A 17920-nucleotide genomic window follows, 5' to 3' on the forward strand; every position below is an offset into this window, starting at 1 on the left:
CCTTTTCGTCAGTGGTGAGTGGAGTGTTGCCAGTATCCGGGTTCACCCTGAGCTTGTGAAATTGCTTGTTTCAATCCGGGGCATCGGGATTTTCTATCTGCTTCCGGCCCTTGATTGGGTGGGGCGGGCGCCGAAGGTGATTCGGGCGGCACGGGCTGTACGTGCCTTCACCATTCCGAGCGGAGGTCCTCCTGGCTGGCGATCTCGCGCCCCTTCCATAGACCGAACACATTGTTGACAAGTGTGTGTTCGTGTCGCGCGATATAGGCGTCGATTGCGTCGCCGATGATCTCGGCGGGGGAGCGGTTCTTGTTCGCCGCGATGATGGTCAACGCGGCATGCTGGTCAGCTGACAGGTCGACCGGGATTGTGCTCATGGCAACCTCCGTTACTCGACGAGTCATCATCGCTATCCGGCCCTGCAAACGCAAGATCGCAGCCGATCCGGAGCGAATGCCGATTCCCGGTTCATAGGCGGGCATACCCCCTCAAATCCCCGCCATCTTCCTCAACCACGTCGCCAGCCGCCTCGCCCCGTCCGGCATGTCCGCGTCCTCGCGCGTGCACAGGTAGTAATCACGCCCGTCGTCGAGCACGTGATCGAACAGCTTCACGAGCTCGCCATTCGCCAGCTCGCGCTCGACCAGCGGCGCGCGCAGCAAGGCCGCGCCGAGATCCGCGCGCGCGGCGCTCAGCGTGAGCTGGCCGTCCTCGAACATCGGCCCCACCGCATGCGACACATGCTTCACGCCCGCGCCCTGCAGCCAGTTGACCCACGTACTGCGATCCTCGTCGTGCACGAGCGGGGCGCGCGCGAGATCGGCCGGCGTGCGGAACGGCCCATGGCGCTTCAGGAACGACGGGCTGCACATCGGCACCATCGCGCCCGGCAGCAGCCGTTCGCAGCGGTAGCCGGGCCAGTCGCCGGTGCCGAAGCGGATCGACAGGTCCGATGCATCGCTGCGGTAGTTGCGGTGATGCGCGTACAGCACGGTCACGTCGACGTCGGTGTTTTCGGCCAGGAATGCGTGCAGCCGCGGAATGAACCAGCCGATGCCGAGCAGCGGAATCAGGCTGACGGTGATCTGCCGCAGCGACGAGCGGTCGCGCACGAAGCGCGTCGCGCTGCGCAGCACCGAGAACGCGGCGCTGATCGAGCGGTAGTAGTCGCGGCCTTCGTCGGTGAGGGCGAGCAGCCGGCCCTCGCGCACGGTCAGCGGCGTCTGGATGAACGCTTCGAGCAGCTGCAGCTGATGGCTGACCGCCGACGGCGTGATGTCGAGCTCGCCCGCCGCCGCCGTGACCGACCCGAGGCGTGCGAACGCTTCGAACGCACGCACCGCGCGCAGCGGCGGATCGTGCGGCAATTGTTCGATATTTTTCATGTGTCGAATTTTATCGAAAAGTCAGGGTAAGCGACAACATGAAAATACCCTGTATTTACAGTGATGTAGGTTAATGTGTCGGGAACGGCATAAGCATCCAACAATTGGGTATTTGGGGTTTAGGTGCTCAATATTTAATATTTTTCATGTTTTGATCCGATTCACCGATCCCCGCACATGAAAATCGCTTTTATCCACGCCAGTCTCGCATTCTCGGCGGCCGCCCTGGTCGCCTCCGTTCCCGCGTTCGCGCAATCCGCGCCGCAGACGATCCTGATCGGTCTCGCCGCGCCGCTCACCGGCCCGTCCGCGCGGATCGGCAAGGATCTGCAGAACGGCGCGCAACTCGCGATCGACGACGCGAACGCGAAGCATCCGACCATCGGCGGCAAGCCGGTCGTCTACAAGCTCGTCGCGGCCGATGATCAATCCGATCCGCGCACGGCCGTCGCGGTCGCGCAGCAACTCGTCGACAAGCACGTGATCGGCGTCGTCGGCCACTGGAACACGGGCTGCAGCGTGCCGGCGTCGCGCGTCTATCGCGATGCGGGCATCCCGCAGATCGCGCCGGCGTCCACCGGCCATCAATACACGCAGCAGGGCTACGCGACGGCCTTCCGCATCATGGGTCACGACGATGCGGGCGGCAATTTCACCGGCGCGTATGCGGTGAAGACGCTGAAGGCGAAGCGCATCGCGGTGATCGACGATCGCACGTCGTTCGGCTCGGGGCTCGCCGACCAGTTCATCAAGGGCGTGGAGGCGAACGGCGGCACGATCGTCGATCGCCAGTACGTGAACGACAAGACGACCGACTTCAGCGGCGTGCTGACGGCGATCAAGGGCAAGCGCGCGGATCTCGTGTTCTTCGGCGGCCTCGATGCGCAGGCCGCACCGATCTCGCGCCGGATGCGCCAGCTCGGCGTGAACGCGCCGCTGCTCGGCGCGGGCGGCTTCGTGAGCCAGACCTTCCTGTCGCTTGCCGGCAAGGATGGCGACGGCGTGACGGCGCTCGAGCCGGGCCTGCCGCTCGACCGGATGCCGGGCGGCAAGGCGTTCGACACGCAATACCAGGCGCGCTTCCGCGCTCCGATCGAACTGCATGCGCCGTTCGCGTACGACGCGGCCGCCACGCTGATCGCGGCCGCGCAGAAGGCCGGTACGACGCAGCCGGCGAAACTGGTCGCGGCGGTGCGTGCGATCGACCGGCCCGGCGTGACGGGGCGGATCGCGTTCGACGCCGAAGGCAACCTGAAGGATCCGGCCTTCACGATCTACCAGGTGCGCGGCGGCAAGTGGAGCGTCGTCGACGTGCTCGGCGGCTCGCGCACCGCGACCAAGTAAGCGACCCAGCGCGACACAGCGCGAAACAGCGATAAAACGACGAAGACGATCCCCATGACCGAAGCCACCCAGACATCCGCCGCCGCACCCGAGGACACGCGCCTCGGGATCCTCGCGCGGCGCCGCATCGAAGCGGAAATCATCAAGCCGATCTACGAGATCATGAAGCGCGAGTTCGGCGCCGAGCGCGCGCAGGCCGTGATTGCGGAAGCCGTGCGCGGCGCGGCGGTCGACGCCGGCCGCACGTTCGCCGCGCAGGAGCCTGGCGGCACGAGCGTGAAGTCGTTCATCGCGCTGCAAGTGTTGTGGGAGAAGGACGATGCGCTCGACGTCGAGGTGCGGCGCGCGGACGACGCGCATTACGACTACGACGTGCATCGCTGCAGCTACGCGGAGATGTATCACGCGATGGGGCTCGGCGAGATCGGGCACCTGCTGAGTTGCGCGCGCGACAGCTATTTCATCCAGGGCTATGCGCCGGACATCGCGCTCACGCGTACGAGCACGATCATGCAGGGCGGCAAGCGCTGCGATTTCCGTTACGCGCTGCAGGCCGCGCCGGAGAACGGCGATGCGTGACGACGACACGATTGCTGAAAGCGTGAGCGCGCCGCGCGTCGACAGCGACCGCCTGTGGGCGTCGCTCGACCGGATGGCGCAGATCGGTGCAACACCGAAGGGCGGCGTCTGCCGCCTCGCGCTGACCGATCTCGATCGCGCGTCGCGCGACCTGTTCGTGCAATGGGCGCAAGACGCCGGCTGCACGGTGCGCGTGGACCAGATGGGCAACGTGTTCGCGCGCCGCGCGGGGCGCAACCCCGACGCCGCGCCGGTCATGACCGGCTCGCACGCCGATTCGCAGCCGACGGGCGGCCGCTACGACGGCATCTACGGCGTGCTCGGCGGGCTCGAAGTCGTGCGCGCGCTGAACGACGCGGGCATCGAGACCGAGCGCCCGATCGACGTCGTGATCTGGACCAACGAGGAGGGCTCGCGCTTCGCGCCGGCGATGGTGTCGGCCGGCGTGTTCTCGGGCGTCTATACGCTCGAATACGGGCTGTCGCGCACCGATAGCGCAGGCAGGACGATCGGCGAGGAACTGGCGCGGATCGGCTACGCGGGCGCCGAGCCCGTCGGCGGCTATCCGGTGCATGCGGCGTACGAACTGCATATCGAACAGGGCGCGATTCTCGAACGGGCCGGCAAGACGATCGGCGTCGTGACGGCCGGGCAGGGGCAGCGCTGGTACGAGGTGACGCTCACCGGTGTCGACGCGCATGCGGGCACGACGCCGATGGAATTCCGTCGCGATGCGCTGGTCGGCGCCGCACGGATGATCTCGTTCGTCGAAGTGCTCGGCCGCCGTTATGCGCCGTACGCGCGGGCGACCGTCGGGATGATCGAGGCGCGGCCGAACTCGCGTAATACCGTGCCGGGCGGGTGCTTCTTCACGGTCGAATTCCGCCACCCCGATGACGCGGTGCTCGACGAGCTCGACGCGACGCTTCGCGCGGAACTCGCACGTGTCGCCGACGAAACGGGCCTCGGTGCGCAGGTCGAGCAGATCTTCACGTATGCGCCGATCCCGTTCGCGCCGCGCTGCATCGACACAGTGCGTGATGCGGCGCAGGCGCTCGGGCTGTCGCACATGGATATCGTGTCCGGCGCCGGTCATGACGCGTGCTATGTCGCGCGCGTCGCGCCGACGGGGATGATCTTCGTGCCGTGCGTCGACGGGCTGAGCCACAACGAAGCCGAAGCGATTACGCCCGAGTGGGCGGCGGCGGGCGCCGACGTGCTGTTGCGTGCGGTGCTGCGGAGCGCGCAGGAACGCTGAGCCTGAGGGAGACGGTCGTGGTCCGGCGCGAGGGTGTTCGCCGGGCCGGGCCGCGTCGCGTTCCGCCTGACGTCGCGCACGCCCGGTTCGCGTCAGCCCGTCGGCGATTGCCGATCGATGTATCGCCGCATCACATGGAACGCAATATCGGTGCGCCCCGGCATCGTGATCGTCGCGTCATCGGCTGCGAAGCCGAGTTTTTCATAGAACCGGTACGCGGATTCGCGTGCCGTACACCACACGAGTGCAGCCCCGTGTGCTTCCGCGTGCCGTACGCACACCTGCACCAACAGACGCCCGAAGCCCATGCCACGGACGGCAGGGTGGACGGCCATTCCGCGAAGCCGCCATGCCGGTCGCGCAGGATCGTCGTCGCGCACCTCCTCGCAGAGCGACGCGACGGCGACGATGCCCGACGCGTCGCGTACGCCGACGTGCAGCGTCGTCGGCGCATGGTCGCCGGCCAGCGCGCTCGCATCCAGATCGCCATTCAGCAGGATCATCGCGCGGAGCGGGTGCGTCTGCGCGGCATCGATCGGTGCGATGGTGAACAGCGTGTCGCCTGACGTCATCAACGTTCCTTGAGTCATTCGATTCAGCCGCGCGTTACCGAGCGGCCTTGCGCCGCGCCATATAAGCGAGATACGCGACGATCTGGTCGAGTTCGCGGTCGCTCAGTTGATCGGGCGGAAACGCCGGCATGCTGCGGCCCGGCCAGTCGCGCACCGAAGCCGGGTTGCGGATATAGCGGCGCAGCGCGGCGGGCTGGAAGTAGTCGACTGGATTCATCGGCGCGTTCAGGTCGGGGCCGGCATGGCTGCTGCCCGCGCCGTCGAGGCGGTGGCACGCGAGGCATTGCATGACGAACAGGTGCTGGCCCGCGCGAGCCGCATCGTTCGCGGGCAACGCGGCATCGACGGCGAGCGACGGCCAGCGCGCGAGCGGCGACGACTCGATCGTGATGCGCACGATCTGGTACGGCCACTGCTCGCCGCGCACCGACGACGCGTCCGGCCCGAGCCAGACCAGGTAGAACGGCCCGGCGCTGACCGGCTTGCCGGGCAGCTTCGGCCACGGATGCGCCGGATCCTCGATCGCGAGCCACGGGGTGGCGCCGGCCGGCGTGCGGCGGCGCACGAGCTCCAGCGGCAGTTGCGCGGCGAAGCCGTCGGCGGCACGGGTTTCGAGCACGCCGTCGGCCGGCAGCCTGTCGCCGAGCAGCGCGGCGAACGGCACCGCGCGGAACGTCATCGGCCGGCCGTATGCGATGTCGCGCGGCACGTGGATGTCGGCGGCATCGGGGCGCGCGAGCAGCGTCTGCCGGGTGAGGGCGCGGGCCGTGCCGTCCGTCTCGAGTTCGAGCGCGGACTGGGCCGACGCGCGTTGTCCGATCAGGCAAACCGTCAGCAGCAAAAGCGAAAACCACTGGCGCTTCAGCATTCGTTCTCCGGGTAAGGGCGTTCCGGCGGCGACAGGAGGCGGACGCCGCGGCCGATGGAAGGAATCGGGCGACAGTCTATCCGGTACGCGCGGCGCTGGCGACTGCGGCGCGAGTAGGGGGGCGGCCGATCATGATCGGGCAAGCCGCCGGCAGCGCGCCTGGCAGTCGGGCTGCGCGAAGGATGTGGCATGGCGCGGCGTGGTTTGAGCGCGAAGGAGCGGAAGAGGCGGGAGCGCTGGAGCGCGGGGAGCGGGGCGGCGGGCAGGCCGGGACGAGAGCATGCAGGCCGCGTTCACGGTGATCCTGCCCGTTACCACGCCGCCGTCAATGGCTCGAGCAAGGCACGGCGCTCTTCGGCGTCGGCGTTTCCCGGGCCGGTTCGAAATCGGCTTCGCGCGTGCCCGACGGCGTCAGCGACACGAAATGCATCGCCGTGCCGTTCCCGGGGAAGCCGGCGATACCGGTCGAACCCCACGGAATCGGCGAACGCTGCACGCCGCTCACTGAAATGCCCGCCGGCCCGAGCGCCAGCGTCAGCAGCCGCCCGTCGCGGATCGGTACGTACGCATGCGTGCCCGACACCCCGATGCCGGATTCGCGCACCGACGCCGGCAGGCAGTCGAGCGTCGCCGTGCGGCGGCCATCCGGCGCGATCAGCATCGCGACGCCGCGATCGTCCGCCGTCGTCGTGACGACGATGAAGCGGTCGATCTCCGGCACGTAAGCCGACGAATACACGTAGTACTGGATCGCGTCGTTCAGCGTCCCCAGCTTGTCCACCTTCGCCGTGACCGGGTCGAACATCGCGTATTCGAGCGTCGCGTCCGTGCTCCCTTCGATGTATTTCTGCCAGACGAGCAGCGCGGTGTGCGGCGAGCCCGCGACGACGGGCCACCACTCGCGGCGGCGCGGCGCGACCGCGACATGGTTCAGCATGCGGCCGGCGGCGTCATAAGTTTTCACGTACACGCCGTTGCCGGTGCCGAGGTTGTCGACGCCGCCGCCGTCGATCCAGTCGGCGGAATAGAACACGACGAAGCGGTCGGCCGCCGTGGCGACATGTCCCGAGTGGCCGCCCGATTCGACGTCGTTCGGATAGGGCTTGATCGGCTTCAGGTCGCGGCGGTAGACGCCGTAGCGCTGGCTGACTTCCTGCGGCGCGTTCCAGCCGTCCTCGAACGTGACGAAGATGTCGCCGCGAGCGTTCTGCGCGATCGACACGGGCTCCTGCGCCTCGGGGCGGCTGATGAACGTGCGGACGTGCAGCAGGTTCGGCTTGCCGGGCAGCCATTCGCCGACGTACACGTCATGCGGCCAGCTGCCGCCGCGCATCGCGCCGCGCGGCACGGTCCCCGAGCTGCTGAAGAACACCCAGCGCTTGCCGTTGCCGGCGTCGGCCACGCCGATGCCGTGCATGAAGCTGCGCGGATCGACGGCCGGGTGAGACGAAGGGGCGCCCTGCACGGTGACCGTATGCACGACCGGCGTGGCGGCGAAGGCGGGCGGCATCGCCGTGACGATGCCGCATGCGCCGCACAGCACGGTCGCGACGCACCGCGCGACCGCCTGTGCCGGGCGCGTTCGCCCGCTCATTCGACGGTCACCGATTTCGCGAGGTTGCGCGGCTTGTCGACGTCGGCGCCGCGCGCGCAGCCGACGTGATAGGCGAGCAGCTGCAGCGGAATCACGTTGACGATCGGCGACAGCACGTCACCCGATTCGCGCACGCGGATCAGGTGCGTGTCGCGGTCGGCGTCGATCGCGAGCTGGTCGCCGGCCAGCACGTAGAGCCGTCCGCCGCGCGCGCGTACCTCGGCCATGTTGGATTTCAGCTTCTGGAACAGGCGGTCGTCCGGCGCGATCGTGACGACCGGCATCGCGCTCGTGACGAGCGCGAGCGGGCCATGCTTCAGTTCGCCGGCCGCATAGCCTTCCGCGTGGATGTACGACACTTCCTTGAGCTTCAGCGCACCTTCCATCGCGATCGGGAAGTGAATGCCGCGCCCGAGGAACAGCGCGTTCTCGGTGCGTGCGAACTTCGTGGCCCAGCCCATGATTTGCGTTTCGAGCGCGAGTGCATGACCAATGCGCTCGGGCAGCGCATGGAGCTGCTTCAGGTGCAGCGCGACCTGCTTCGCGTCGAGCCGGCCGCGCAGTTGCGCGAGCGTCAGCGTCAGCACGAACAGCGCGACGAGCTGCGTCGTGAACGCCTTGGTCGACGCGACGCCGAGCTCGATGCCGGCCCGCGTCAGGAACCGCAGCGGCGCGTTGCGCGCGATCGTGCTGGTCGCCACATTGCAGATCGCCATCGACAGTTCCTGGCCCATGTCGCGCGCCTGCTCGATCGCGCCGATCGTGTCGGCCGTCTCGCCCGATTGCGAAATGCCGACGACGAGCGTGCGCGGATCGGCCACCGTCTCGCGGTAGCGGAATTCGCTGGCGATCTCGACCTGGGCGGGCACGCCCGCGATGGCCTCCAGCCAGTACTTCGCGGTCAGCCCCGCGTAGTAGCTGGTGCCGCAGCCGAGCAGCAGCACGTTCCTCACTCGCGACAGCAGCGCGCGCGTGCCGTCGGTCGCGTCGAACAACGCAGGCGATATCGTGTCGATGCCGTCGAGCGTGCTGGCGATCGCCTTCGGCTGCTCGAAGATCTCCTTCTGCATGAAGTGCTGGTACGGGCCGAGCGCGGCGTCGTCTTCGCGCGCCTTCACATGGCACAGCGGGCGCTGGGCCTCGTGCCCGCCCGAGTCGACCACGGCGATCCGGTCCGGCGTGATCAGCGCAACGTCGCCGTCTTCCAAGTAGACGAAGCGGTCGGTCAGGTCGCCGAGCGCCGCGCAGTCCGACGCGAGGTAGTTCTGTTCGGCGCCGATGCCGATCACGAGCGGCGAGCCGGCGCGCGCGGCGACGAGGCGCTGCGGCTCTTTCGCGCTCAGTACCGCGATCGCGTACGCGCCGTGCAGCCGCTTGACGGCGCGCACGACCGCGTCGAACAGGTCGTCGCGATAGAGGCTGTGGATCAGGTGCGCGATCACCTCGGTGTCGGTCTGGCCGCGAAACGTATAGCCGCGCTCCCGCAGCTCCACGCGCAGCGCGTCGTGGTTTTCGATGATGCCGTTGTGCACGACCGCGATCGTGTCGCCGGACATGATCGGATGCGCATTCATTTCGGATGGTGCGCCGTGGGTTGCCCAGCGCGTATGCGCGATGCAGGTCTGCGCTTCGAGGCCCAGCGTCAGCACGCGGGCCTGCAGGTCGGTCACGCGCCGCAACGTGCGTTCGCTGCGCAGGCGGCCTTCGTCCTGTACGGCAATGCCGCACGAATCGTAGCCGCGATACTCGAGCCTGCTCAGCGCATTGACCAGTTGCGGCACTTGATTGTTCAGGCCGCTTGCTCCGACGATTCCGCACATGTTTCACCTCGTCCACAAAGGTTGCCGGGCTGCCGGCAAAGTGCGGCAGCGCGGTATCTGGAGTGGCGCCGCGTCGCACGAATGACATCCCGTGCGCAGCGACGCGGCTCCGCTGACCTACTCGCGGGGCTGCGGCCCCGCGTGGGCTACCCATTCGATGTCGGAAATCGAGCCGTTCGCGTCGTGCGACGCGACGAGAATGCGCGTCGTGCGCCGCGCGCCGCGCCGGCGGGCGCTTGCCAGCACGGTCGGCGGCACCGAGCGCACCTTCGCGCTGGCCGAGCGCCGCAGTATCTTCGATACGCGCAGCCGGTAGGCCAGCGGATGCACGACGCGTCCGGCGATCAGCCACATGACGATGGTGCCCGCGATGAGCGCGATGCTGGTCGCGTAGAACACCATCTGTTCGATCGGCATCTCGGCCGGATTGAACGGCAGCAGGTAGCGGTACGTGTAGATGCAGATCGATGCCCACACGGCCCCCACCAGCGCCGGCCGCAAGAGCCGGAACCAGACGATCAGCACGGACCCGATGATGCGGCCGCGCTCGGCGATCATTTCGCGCGGTGCGCGCAGGGAAAGGTCAATAATCGGTGCGTTCTTCATGTTGAATGCCTCGGTCGGGGCTGACCCATACGGCCCGCTTGCCGCGGCCCCGCAGCACGACGGCTGGCAGGGCGACGACGGTGGTGATCATGCTGATCAGCCAGAAGGCGACGGGATACCAGATGGTGTCCAGGAAATACATCAGGAGTTTTTCGTCGTAACGACGATCGATCATGCTGCCGATGATCAATTGCAGGATGCAGGTGGCGACCAGCAGCATGCCGTGCCAGTGCGGCACGACCGATACGTGCCAGTCTTGCGGCAGCGGGTACACGACGTTGACGAGCGCGAGCAGCAGGATGAACGTCATCGAGTACGCCCATGCGATGCCGATCAGGTATTCGGCGAACAGCGGCCACATCATCATCTGCGTCGGTCGCGCGAGCGAGCCCGCGTACTTCATCAGCACCTGGATGCCACCCTTCGCCCAGCGCAACCGCTGCCGGTACAGGCCCTTCACCGTCTCGGGCATCAGGATCCAGCTCAGCGCGTGCGGCTCGTACACGACGCGCCAGTCGCGGCACTGCAGCTTCCAGCTGATGTCGATGTCCTCGGTCAGCATGTCCGAGCTCCAGTAGCCGACGTCGGCGAGCGCGGTCTTGCGGAACATCGTGATCACGCCGGATACGGTGAAGATGCGGCCGTACACCTGTTGCGTGCGCTTGATCAGCCCGACGATCGACGAGAATTCGCCGACCTGCATGCGGCCGAGCAGTGACGTGCGCGTGCGGATGCGCGGGTTGCCGGTCACGGCGCCGACGCCCGGATCGGTCAGGAAATGCTCGAGCATCCAGCCGATCGCGTCATGCGCGAGCAGCGCATCGCCGTCGATGCACAGCAGGTATTCCGCGTTCGACACGGCCGCCGCGGTCGTGAGCCCGACCGCCTTGCCTTCGTTGCGCGCGTGATGGATCACGAGCAACCGCGGGATCTCGACGGCCAGCTCGTTGAGGATCTCGCCGGTGCGATCCTTGCTGCCGTCGTTGACCGCGATGATGTCGTAGTTCGGATACTGCATCCGGTCCAGGTGGCTGATCACGCTGCGCGCGTTCGCGGCTTCGTTGAAGCAGGGCACGACGATCGAGATCTTCGGGATCCCGCTCGACGCGATCGTCCGCGCGGACATCTCGCGGCCTTCCTCGAGCAGGAAGTAGTGCACGACGCCGCCGATCATCCACAGGTACGACATGAAGAACGGGTAGTAGAAGACGAAATCCTGCAGGCGCTGGATGATGCTGTGGGTGGTCATGGCGTCTTGGTTCCCTGCGTATGCTGTTGCATCAGCGCGTTGATCGAGGTCGGGTCGAGGCGGGACTTCAGCGACATCACGTCGCGCATCACGTTGAGTTCCGGCTGCCCGTTCAGGAAGTTGTCCGGGTAGTAGCCGAAATTCACCGCGCCTTCGCTGCGCAGCCGCCGCATCTGCGCGAGCAGCGTGCTGGCCGGCACCTGCTTCTGTGCGTGCCAGTCGTACGACTGCAGTTCGAACACGGTGCGCTGCAGCCCGCGCTGCTTCGCGCGCACGGCTTTCACGAGCTGGTCCAGCCAGCCTTCGGGATCCTTCGCCTGCTCCATGTACGGCATCGCCATCAGCGCGACGTAGTCGTAGCTGGCGAGGAAATCGTCGTAGTTTTGCGCGTACCACGCTTCCGATTCGGGCTTGAGCACCGGCATCGCGAAGATGTTGCGCGCGGTCAGCACGTCGCCCACGTTCTGGTGGGCGAGCACGATCTGTTCCAGCTGCTTGGTCATGTCGATCAGGTAGCGCGACTTCTGGCGCGTCCAGCGCTTCAGCAGCTCGGGGTTCTCGCGGATCTTGCCGACGTCGGCCGGCAGCCCCCACTGCGAATAGATGCGCAGCGCATGCCGGCCCGCATCCTCGTAGTCGTCGAGCACCGCGTCGTCGCTGAACAGGATGCCGCTGAACGAAGCGTGCTTGCTGAGATCCTCGTAGACCTGCTGGATCATCAGCCGTGCTTCCGGATCGAACGGGCTCAGCCGGAACGTGCGCGTGCCGTTCTCGCGAGCCGGCGCGCCGCCGTAGGCGCTCACGGCCTCGAGCCCGCGCAGCTTGTCGGCCGGCGGCCGGAACGCGAGCACCGGCATCCACGCGTACACCTGCACGTTGGCGCGTGTGTTGAGCTGCCACGCGGCGCGCGAGAACAGGTCGGAGCGCATCGGCAGGTGCCGGTTCGGGAAATACACCGCCTCGGCCACACCCGTGCCTTTCGGGTCCGCATAAGCCTGCAGGTATACCGATTTCGGCTGCATCCGGTAGATGCGCTCGATCAGCTTGCCGAGATTCGTTTCCTGCCGTGCGGGATCGGGATCGTAGACCTGGTCGAGGTCGACCTGCACGATGCGCTCGGGCACGTCGACGTCGCCGCGGTTCGACGCCGGTTCGCGCATCGACCGCTCGAACCCGCCGATGTCGACGTCGTACATCATCAGGATCCGCCGCAGCCGGTCCAGCGGCACGTCCGGCGTATTCGGGCCGGCATCGAGGCTGAACTGGATGTCCATCCCGAGCGACGTCGAGATCTGGCGCACCGGCTGGTTTTCCGCGCCGTATGGCCACACCATCGAGCGTGCGACGATGCCCGTGCGTTCGCGGATCTGCCGCACGCAAGTCTGCAGGTCGTCGTGCACGCGTGCGTGGAATTCGGCGTCGGTTTCATAGCGCTTCTGGTCTTGCAGGTAGAGATGCGACGTGGTCGCCGGCAATTCGTTGCCCTGCGGATTCGCGACCGCGCCGTGATGGAGGTTGTGGGTGTGGCAACCGAGCTCGACGTACGGCGACTGGCCGAGCTTCTTCACCTCGTCCCACGACAGGAAATAGTCGCGCGGCACCTGAACCTTGTCGCTGATGCGGATCGGCGTATCCGGCGGTGTGTCGATCCACGCGGTGACGAGGCCCATCACGGCCGGATACTTGAAGCGCTCGAGCAGCGGCAGCACTTTCGTGTAGTGGCTGCGAAAGCCGTCGTCGAACGTGAGCAGCACCGAGCGCGGCGGCAGCGGCTTGCCGCCGTGCCGCGACTCCTCGATCTGCTTGACCGTAATGGTGTGGTAGTTGTTGGTCTGCAGCCACGAGAAGATGGCGGTCAGCGTGCCGGTATCGACCGCGAACGCGTCGACCATCGCCGTACCGGAGTTGAACGTCTGCATCAGGTTGTCACGCACGTCATGCATGCAGATCACGCGAAACGTCTTGCCGTCGGCCGGATCGGATGGCGGTAGCAGGTCGATCATCTTGGCATTGGTCACGCCCGGAAACAGCGAACAGGCGGCAAATGCGCCCATGCATCCGCACATGAAGGTCCGTCTGGATTGCAGCATTGCTCGATCTCCTTGCTAGAACGGCAGGTTGACCGACATGAAGCCGGTTTCGGAGCGTTCGCGCTGGCCGTCGTACGCGTGGCTGCTGACCTCGACGCCGTAACTCAGCGTGATGTCGTGCTTGAACGTCCACGCGTGCTCGAGGCGCGCGCTCCACAGGGCGCTGGTGCCGAAGCCGCGCTCGTTGTACATGCCGCCGGACACCGAGACGCGCTGCTGCAGCCCCATGTCGCCCTTCTTCCACAGCGTCAACTGGTGCATGACGGTCGCCGCGGCCGCATAGTCGCGGCCCGGGCTGAAGTAGGGCGCGTTCGTGCGCGTGTTGCTGTCGGTGCCGAGATCCAGCGATACGTTGACCTGCTGGTTGGCGGTCGTGTACACGCGCTGCGTGGCGGTTGCCGCGATCTCCTGGTGGAAGTTCGAATCGCTGTAGCGGCTCACGCCGTAGCTCAGCTTGACCTCACGACGGTCGTTCTGGCGAAACACGACCGACACGTTCGCCGAGCGGCCCCAGATGTGCGCGGCATACGCCTTCCACGGCAGCGAGTTGTCGTTGGAGTCGAGCCCGCCGGAGACTGTCCAGTAGTCGTTCAGCGCGTACGCGATCGATCCGCGGCCGCCCGTGCGTCCGTCCCCGCCGAGCGAGCGTGTGACTTCGCCCAGCACGGTGAGCGGCCCGTGCCGGTAGTCGCCGCCGATGCCCGTGCGCGTGCGGCTGACGCTGCCGCTGTCGGTTTGCGCATGGCCGTAGAACGTGTGCGCGAAGACCCGCCAGTTGTCGCCGAACGGTTGCGAATAGAGGTAGCTGTCCGACGTGAAACTGTTGTCGGCCAGTGCGCTGTTGCCGTGCTCGAAGCTCAGGTCGGTGGTGAACACCGGGCTGCGGTACGCCTTGTAGTCGCGCTTGAAGGTCCGCACGGCGCCGCTGTCCGGGAACGTGTTGTCGAGGGTCTGGTCGACGCTCTTCGCGGTCGCGTAGTCGTCTGCCGTGAGCGATGCGCGACCGAGGCCCGCGAGCATCTCGACGCTGTCGGGGTGGTCGGTCAGCGACGCGCGATACATCGCGATCGCCTGGCGCGGATGCGCCTGGCCGGACACCGCGTCGGCGTGCGCGGCGCGCACCTCCGCGTTGAACGGCACCTCCTTCTCGAGCTCTTCGAGTGCGGCGATCCCTTCATCGGGGTGACCCGTGAAGATCAGGTATTGCGCACGCAGCCGGTAGTAGCGCAGATAGTCGCTTTCTCCCGGACCGACGTTGGTCACCTGCTTGGCCGGCGGCAGCGTCGCGCCCATGTCGTCGAGCGCCTTCTTGGCGTCCGCCGCGCGTCCCTGGTCGACGTACGACCAGAACAGCCCTTCGCGCAGTTCGATCGGACGCGTGCGCTCGCCGTACTGGAAGCCGCGGGTCGCGCGATCCGTCGGCGACGCGGTCGCCTGCTTCAGCGCGCGCTGGTACACGGCATTCGCCTTGCCCGGTTCGCTCAGGTACAGGTAGGCGTCGCCCACGGCTGCCAGCGCGTCGATCGAGATTTCCGCGTTGGACGGAATCGTCTCGAACGTCGCGACGGCCTGCTTCATGTCGCCGCGTGCCGCAAGGGCGATCGTCCGGTCGCCCGCGAGCGCGGTCCTGACCGGCGTGTACTCGGGCGTGGCCGGCATCCGCTTGTCGAGATCGTCTGCCGCGCGCAGCGCGTTGTCGATCCCGTCGAAGCGGTCGGAACTCGTCATCGAGCGCGACTTGTCGCGTCCGCCGCGCACCTGCTGGCGAATCGACAGTTCTTCCAGTTGCGCGATGTCGACGGCGGAGAACGCATCGGGCCGGGCCTTCGCTTCCTCGAGCGCCTTGACCGCGCCGCCGCTCGCCGCGAGGCCGAACACGTCGTTGCGCACGGTCTCGACGTCGGCGGTACGCAGGTTCGGCGCCTGGGCATTCGGCTTTTCGACGTCGGGTCCTTGCGATCGCTGTGTCGGCTCGCCGGGTAGCTGGGCGCCGGGCGTCTGCGAGTTCGGCCCCGGAGACGACGGCGGCGGCGAGCCAGGCATCTGGGGAACGGGCGAGGGCGAGTTCGGCATCGGGGTGCCGGAGGCCTGCGCGGTTTGCGTCGGCGCGAGCGGCGGCGTGGCGGGTGCGGCTTGTTCGATCTTCGGCGGGGTGTCCGAAGGCGGCGCGATCGGCGCCGGCGAAGGGGAGGCGGAAGTGTCGGACATCGTCGACGCTTCGGGTGGGCGGGCGTTCTCGGCCTGCGCAAGCAGCATCGGCGCTGTCGGTATCTGCGCGACCGGCGTCGGCGTATTTGCCGTATCCGCCGTATCCGGCGATCGCGCATCCGGCACCGCGGCGCTCGATCGCGGCGCCTCCGGTTCCACCACGACCGTGGTCGGCATGGTCGGCTGCTGCGGGTTCGATGCCTGCGCGATCTGCATCGATTCGTCCGAAGCCCGCGCGATCGGCGTCGTCGCATGAGGTGGCGGGGCGACTTCGGCCAGGGCAATCTGGATCGACACGACCGTCGGCTGTCCACCGCGCGGCCCCGCATCCGGGGCGCCGTGGGTTCCGGCGAATTCGTTGACGCGGCCTGCTTCCGGATCGCCGTCGGCGGAGAAGCAGGGGCTGGACGCGACGAGCAGCAGCACCAGCGGTGCATGCAGGAGGAGCCGTCGGTTGGACGGCGCGACGGTGGTGAATTGTTGTTTCCGATTGTTGTCCACGAGTTGTCTCCTGTTGGCACGATCACATCAGTTGGCCGCTTGACGACGCACGTCTTCGCACGTCGCGCGGCCGGGCTGCGAGGGCCCGGTGATGCGGACCCGGCTTACAGCCGGTTGCGGATCGCCTGACCGAGCAATGCACGCGATTCGCTGTTCTTGGGGTCGATCGCGAGCGCCCGGCTCGCGTTTTGTTCCACACAGTCCCATTCGTCGATTACCGCGCACGAGCGCGCCTTCGCCAGCGCACGCGCGCTTTCCAGCTCGGCGTGCGTGATGCTTGCCGTCTGCATCCGCATGGTGTCGGTGCCATACGGCCGGGGCCTGGGCGCGAAGTCCATACGCCTGCTCGTGCCAGCCAGCGCTTCGGCACGCTGCGCACGGTGCGCGGCGCCGTGCCGCGTGGCGGCGCGACCGTAGGCCGATGGATGCGTACCGGCCGCGAGCTTCACGGGCGGCACATGCGCCGACTGCCGGAGTTTCGCGACGGCACGGGGGGCGGGTTGCGGCGCGGCTTCCGGTCCGGCCGCGAGCGTGACGGGCGGCACGGTGGATAGCTCGGGCGCAGCCGACGTCGACGCGACCTGCGGCGCCGGTGCGGGCGGCGCGGCCTGCGTGCGTGTCGGGGCCGGCCCGGGCTCGGCCGATGTCCCGGACGTACCGGTTGCGGTTGCGCGCGAGGCAAGGGTCATGATCGCGTTGCGGGTTTTCCCCACGGCGGTTCCGATCGCGCCGGAGATGTCGTGCGTCACGCTCGCATGACCGACCGTCGTGTCCCGTTCGGCGTACGCGAAGATGCCGAAGATCGCGGCGAATGCGACGAAGCTGAGCGCCGCGTTCTTTCCGGGACCCCAGGAGGGTTTCGGCTGGTGGGCGGGCGAGTCGTCCTGTCGTTCTGCACGAGTCATTCATGTCTCCTCGATTCGATACGTTGTGTTGTAAGACGTGATGGGGTGCGCTCAGGTGGCGCTCACCATTTCAACTGCGTGGTCAGCACCCCCGTTTCGACGATCGCGAACTGGGTCGCTCCCTCATAGGTTCCTTCGACCCGGTAGCTCGCATCGGGCACGCTGAACAGGCAACGCGACCCCGAGGCATTGAATTCGACGAGTACGCGGCCATGTCGCCGCAGGCGCACCTGGACGTTGGCGAGCGGCTGCCCCGTCTTGGCGGAAGCAAACGACACGCCCAGGTTGTACGGCCGCCCGTCGGGCGGCAGCGGCGCGGTACCGTCGATCCGCGCATCGCCGCAGATATACGAAATGACGTAGCGATCCGCACCCGGACCGGACGCGGTGGCGGCGGCGGACGCGGGTGGCTGGGACGTGAGCGTCTGGGCCGTTGCATTCATGCAGAGCGTGCAGATGAAGACGCCCAGCAAAGGGCGAGCATGCTGTCGAAACGAGGAAGACATTGCAACCTCCCGTCCGGAATCAATTGCGAGCATTTATTCCGAGTCAGATTTGCCAACGTTCTTTTTGCGACACGCTATTGATACACGATGGTTTTTGAACCAACAACCGCGTGTGGCCTGAATGGGACGGCGTTAAATATCCTATTTAAATAGGATAACGACGGATTCGTATGACTTCTCTTAACTATGAAGAAAGTCGATATTGCCGAACATGAAAATTGCTATTCGGTAGCGATGATCCTGCACGCATTGAATCACGTCAGACGTATCGACATTCATGCCGAAAAATAACGACTGATAAAAGGAATTTTTGCGACTGTGTCTCAGGGAAATTGATATCGAACCAGATACAGGTCGCACAATATGAAATGCGAGGGAGGCGTTGTTGGTATTTTAGATTGTTACAGGTAAATCGAAACTTTTAATTTGTTCTGT

The 17920-nt window shown here is 66.7% G+C and carries 16 protein-coding genes; 4 read left to right on the top strand and 12 right to left on the bottom strand.

Annotated elements, in window-relative coordinates; genetic code table 11:
* Positions 1 to 167: 167 nt before the first annotated feature.
* Positions 168 to 482 (bottom strand): hypothetical protein, encoded by a 315-nt coding sequence (locus F3J15_RS14990; protein ID WP_240158781.1) that lies wholly within the window; start codon positions 480 to 482, stop codon positions 168 to 170.
* 6 nt (positions 483 to 488) lie between these two features.
* Positions 489 to 1385 (bottom strand): LysR substrate-binding domain-containing protein, encoded by an 897-nt coding sequence (locus F3J15_RS14995; RefSeq protein WP_166892036.1) that lies wholly within the window; start codon positions 1383 to 1385, stop codon positions 489 to 491.
* Positions 1386 to 1562: 177 nt separating this feature from the next.
* On the opposite strand from F3J15_RS14995, the gene F3J15_RS15000 reads away from it, so the two are divergent.
* Genes F3J15_RS15000 through F3J15_RS15010 form a run of 3 tightly spaced genes read left to right on the top strand, consistent with a single transcriptional unit; the run spans position 1563 to position 4566 of the window.
* Positions 1563 to 2729 (top strand): branched-chain amino acid ABC transporter substrate-binding protein, encoded by a 1167-nt coding sequence (locus F3J15_RS15000; RefSeq protein ID WP_166892039.1) that lies wholly within the window; start codon positions 1563 to 1565, stop codon positions 2727 to 2729.
* A 54-nt stretch (positions 2730 to 2783) separates the two neighbouring features.
* Positions 2784 to 3308 carry an L-2-amino-thiazoline-4-carboxylic acid hydrolase gene (locus F3J15_RS15005; protein WP_089442806.1) on the top strand — a complete coding sequence of 175 codons (525 nt, stop codon included), beginning with the start codon at positions 2784 to 2786 and terminating at the stop codon, positions 3306 to 3308.
* A complete protein-coding gene (locus tag F3J15_RS15010; RefSeq protein ID WP_166892041.1) occupies positions 3301 to 4566 on the top strand; it encodes a Zn-dependent hydrolase in 1266 nt (421 codons plus the stop codon). The genes F3J15_RS15005 and F3J15_RS15010 overlap by 8 nt, the downstream gene beginning before the upstream one ends.
* A 92-nt stretch (positions 4567 to 4658) precedes the next feature.
* Here F3J15_RS15010 and F3J15_RS15015 read toward each other — a convergent pair whose 3' ends face one another.
* The 8 genes from F3J15_RS15015 to pgaA all read right to left on the bottom strand — a co-directional run bounded on the left by F3J15_RS15015 (position 4659) and on the right by pgaA (position 15255).
* On the bottom strand, positions 4659 to 5138 hold the full coding sequence (locus tag F3J15_RS15015; RefSeq protein ID WP_166892043.1) for a GNAT family N-acetyltransferase: 480 nt from the start codon (positions 5136 to 5138) through the stop codon (positions 4659 to 4661).
* A gap of 34 nt (positions 5139 to 5172) precedes the next feature.
* Complete coding sequence (locus F3J15_RS15020; protein ID WP_166892046.1) at positions 5173 to 6006, bottom strand: cytochrome c; 834 nt, start codon at positions 6004 to 6006, stop codon at positions 5173 to 5175.
* A 325-nt stretch (positions 6007 to 6331) separates the two neighbouring features.
* Complete coding sequence (locus F3J15_RS15025; protein ID WP_166892049.1) at positions 6332 to 7600, bottom strand: hypothetical protein; 1269 nt, start codon at positions 7598 to 7600, stop codon at positions 6332 to 6334.
* Positions 7597 to 9420 (bottom strand): glutamine--fructose-6-phosphate transaminase (isomerizing), encoded by a 1824-nt coding sequence (gene glmS / locus F3J15_RS15030; protein ID WP_166892052.1) that lies wholly within the window; start codon positions 9418 to 9420, stop codon positions 7597 to 7599. Before glmS ends, F3J15_RS15025 begins: the two co-directional genes overlap by 4 nt.
* A gap of 117 nt (positions 9421 to 9537) precedes the next feature.
* Complete coding sequence (locus F3J15_RS15035) at positions 9538 to 10026, bottom strand: Biofilm PGA synthesis auxiliary protein PgaD (protein ID WP_089447450.1); 489 nt, start codon at positions 10024 to 10026, stop codon at positions 9538 to 9540.
* On the bottom strand, positions 10004 to 11275 hold the full coding sequence (gene pgaC, locus F3J15_RS15040; RefSeq protein WP_166892055.1) for a poly-beta-1,6-N-acetyl-D-glucosamine synthase: 1272 nt from the start codon (positions 11273 to 11275) through the stop codon (positions 10004 to 10006). Before pgaC ends, F3J15_RS15035 begins: the two co-directional genes overlap by 23 nt.
* Positions 11272 to 13362 carry a poly-beta-1,6-N-acetyl-D-glucosamine N-deacetylase PgaB gene (pgaB, locus tag F3J15_RS15045; RefSeq protein ID WP_166892132.1) on the bottom strand — a complete coding sequence of 697 codons (2091 nt, stop codon included), beginning with the start codon at positions 13360 to 13362 and terminating at the stop codon, positions 11272 to 11274. Before pgaB ends, pgaC begins: the two co-directional genes overlap by 4 nt.
* 18 nt (positions 13363 to 13380) lie before the next feature.
* Positions 13381 to 15255 carry a poly-beta-1,6 N-acetyl-D-glucosamine export porin PgaA gene (pgaA, locus tag F3J15_RS15050; RefSeq protein WP_345891503.1) on the bottom strand — a complete coding sequence of 625 codons (1875 nt, stop codon included), beginning with the start codon at positions 15253 to 15255 and terminating at the stop codon, positions 13381 to 13383.
* Here pgaA and F3J15_RS38220 point away from each other — a divergent pair.
* Positions 15248 to 15829 (top strand): hypothetical protein, encoded by a 582-nt coding sequence (locus F3J15_RS38220; RefSeq protein WP_345891502.1) that lies wholly within the window; start codon positions 15248 to 15250, stop codon positions 15827 to 15829. The two genes, pgaA and F3J15_RS38220, sit on opposite strands and share 8 nt — an antisense overlap.
* 349 nt (positions 15830 to 16178) lie before the next feature.
* On the opposite strand, the gene F3J15_RS15055 is transcribed toward F3J15_RS38220, so the two are convergent.
* A complete protein-coding gene (locus F3J15_RS15055; RefSeq protein ID WP_166892061.1) occupies positions 16179 to 16979 on the bottom strand; it encodes a hypothetical protein in 801 nt (266 codons plus the stop codon).
* A 62-nt stretch (positions 16980 to 17041) separates the two neighbouring features.
* Complete coding sequence (locus F3J15_RS15060; RefSeq protein WP_166892135.1) at positions 17042 to 17485, bottom strand: hypothetical protein; 444 nt, start codon at positions 17483 to 17485, stop codon at positions 17042 to 17044.
* Positions 17486 to 17920: the final 435 nt, after the last annotated feature.

Source organism: Burkholderia sp. Ap-955, assembly GCF_011753045.1.
GTDB classification, from domain to species: domain Bacteria; phylum Pseudomonadota; class Gammaproteobacteria; order Burkholderiales; family Burkholderiaceae; genus Burkholderia; species Burkholderia lata_D.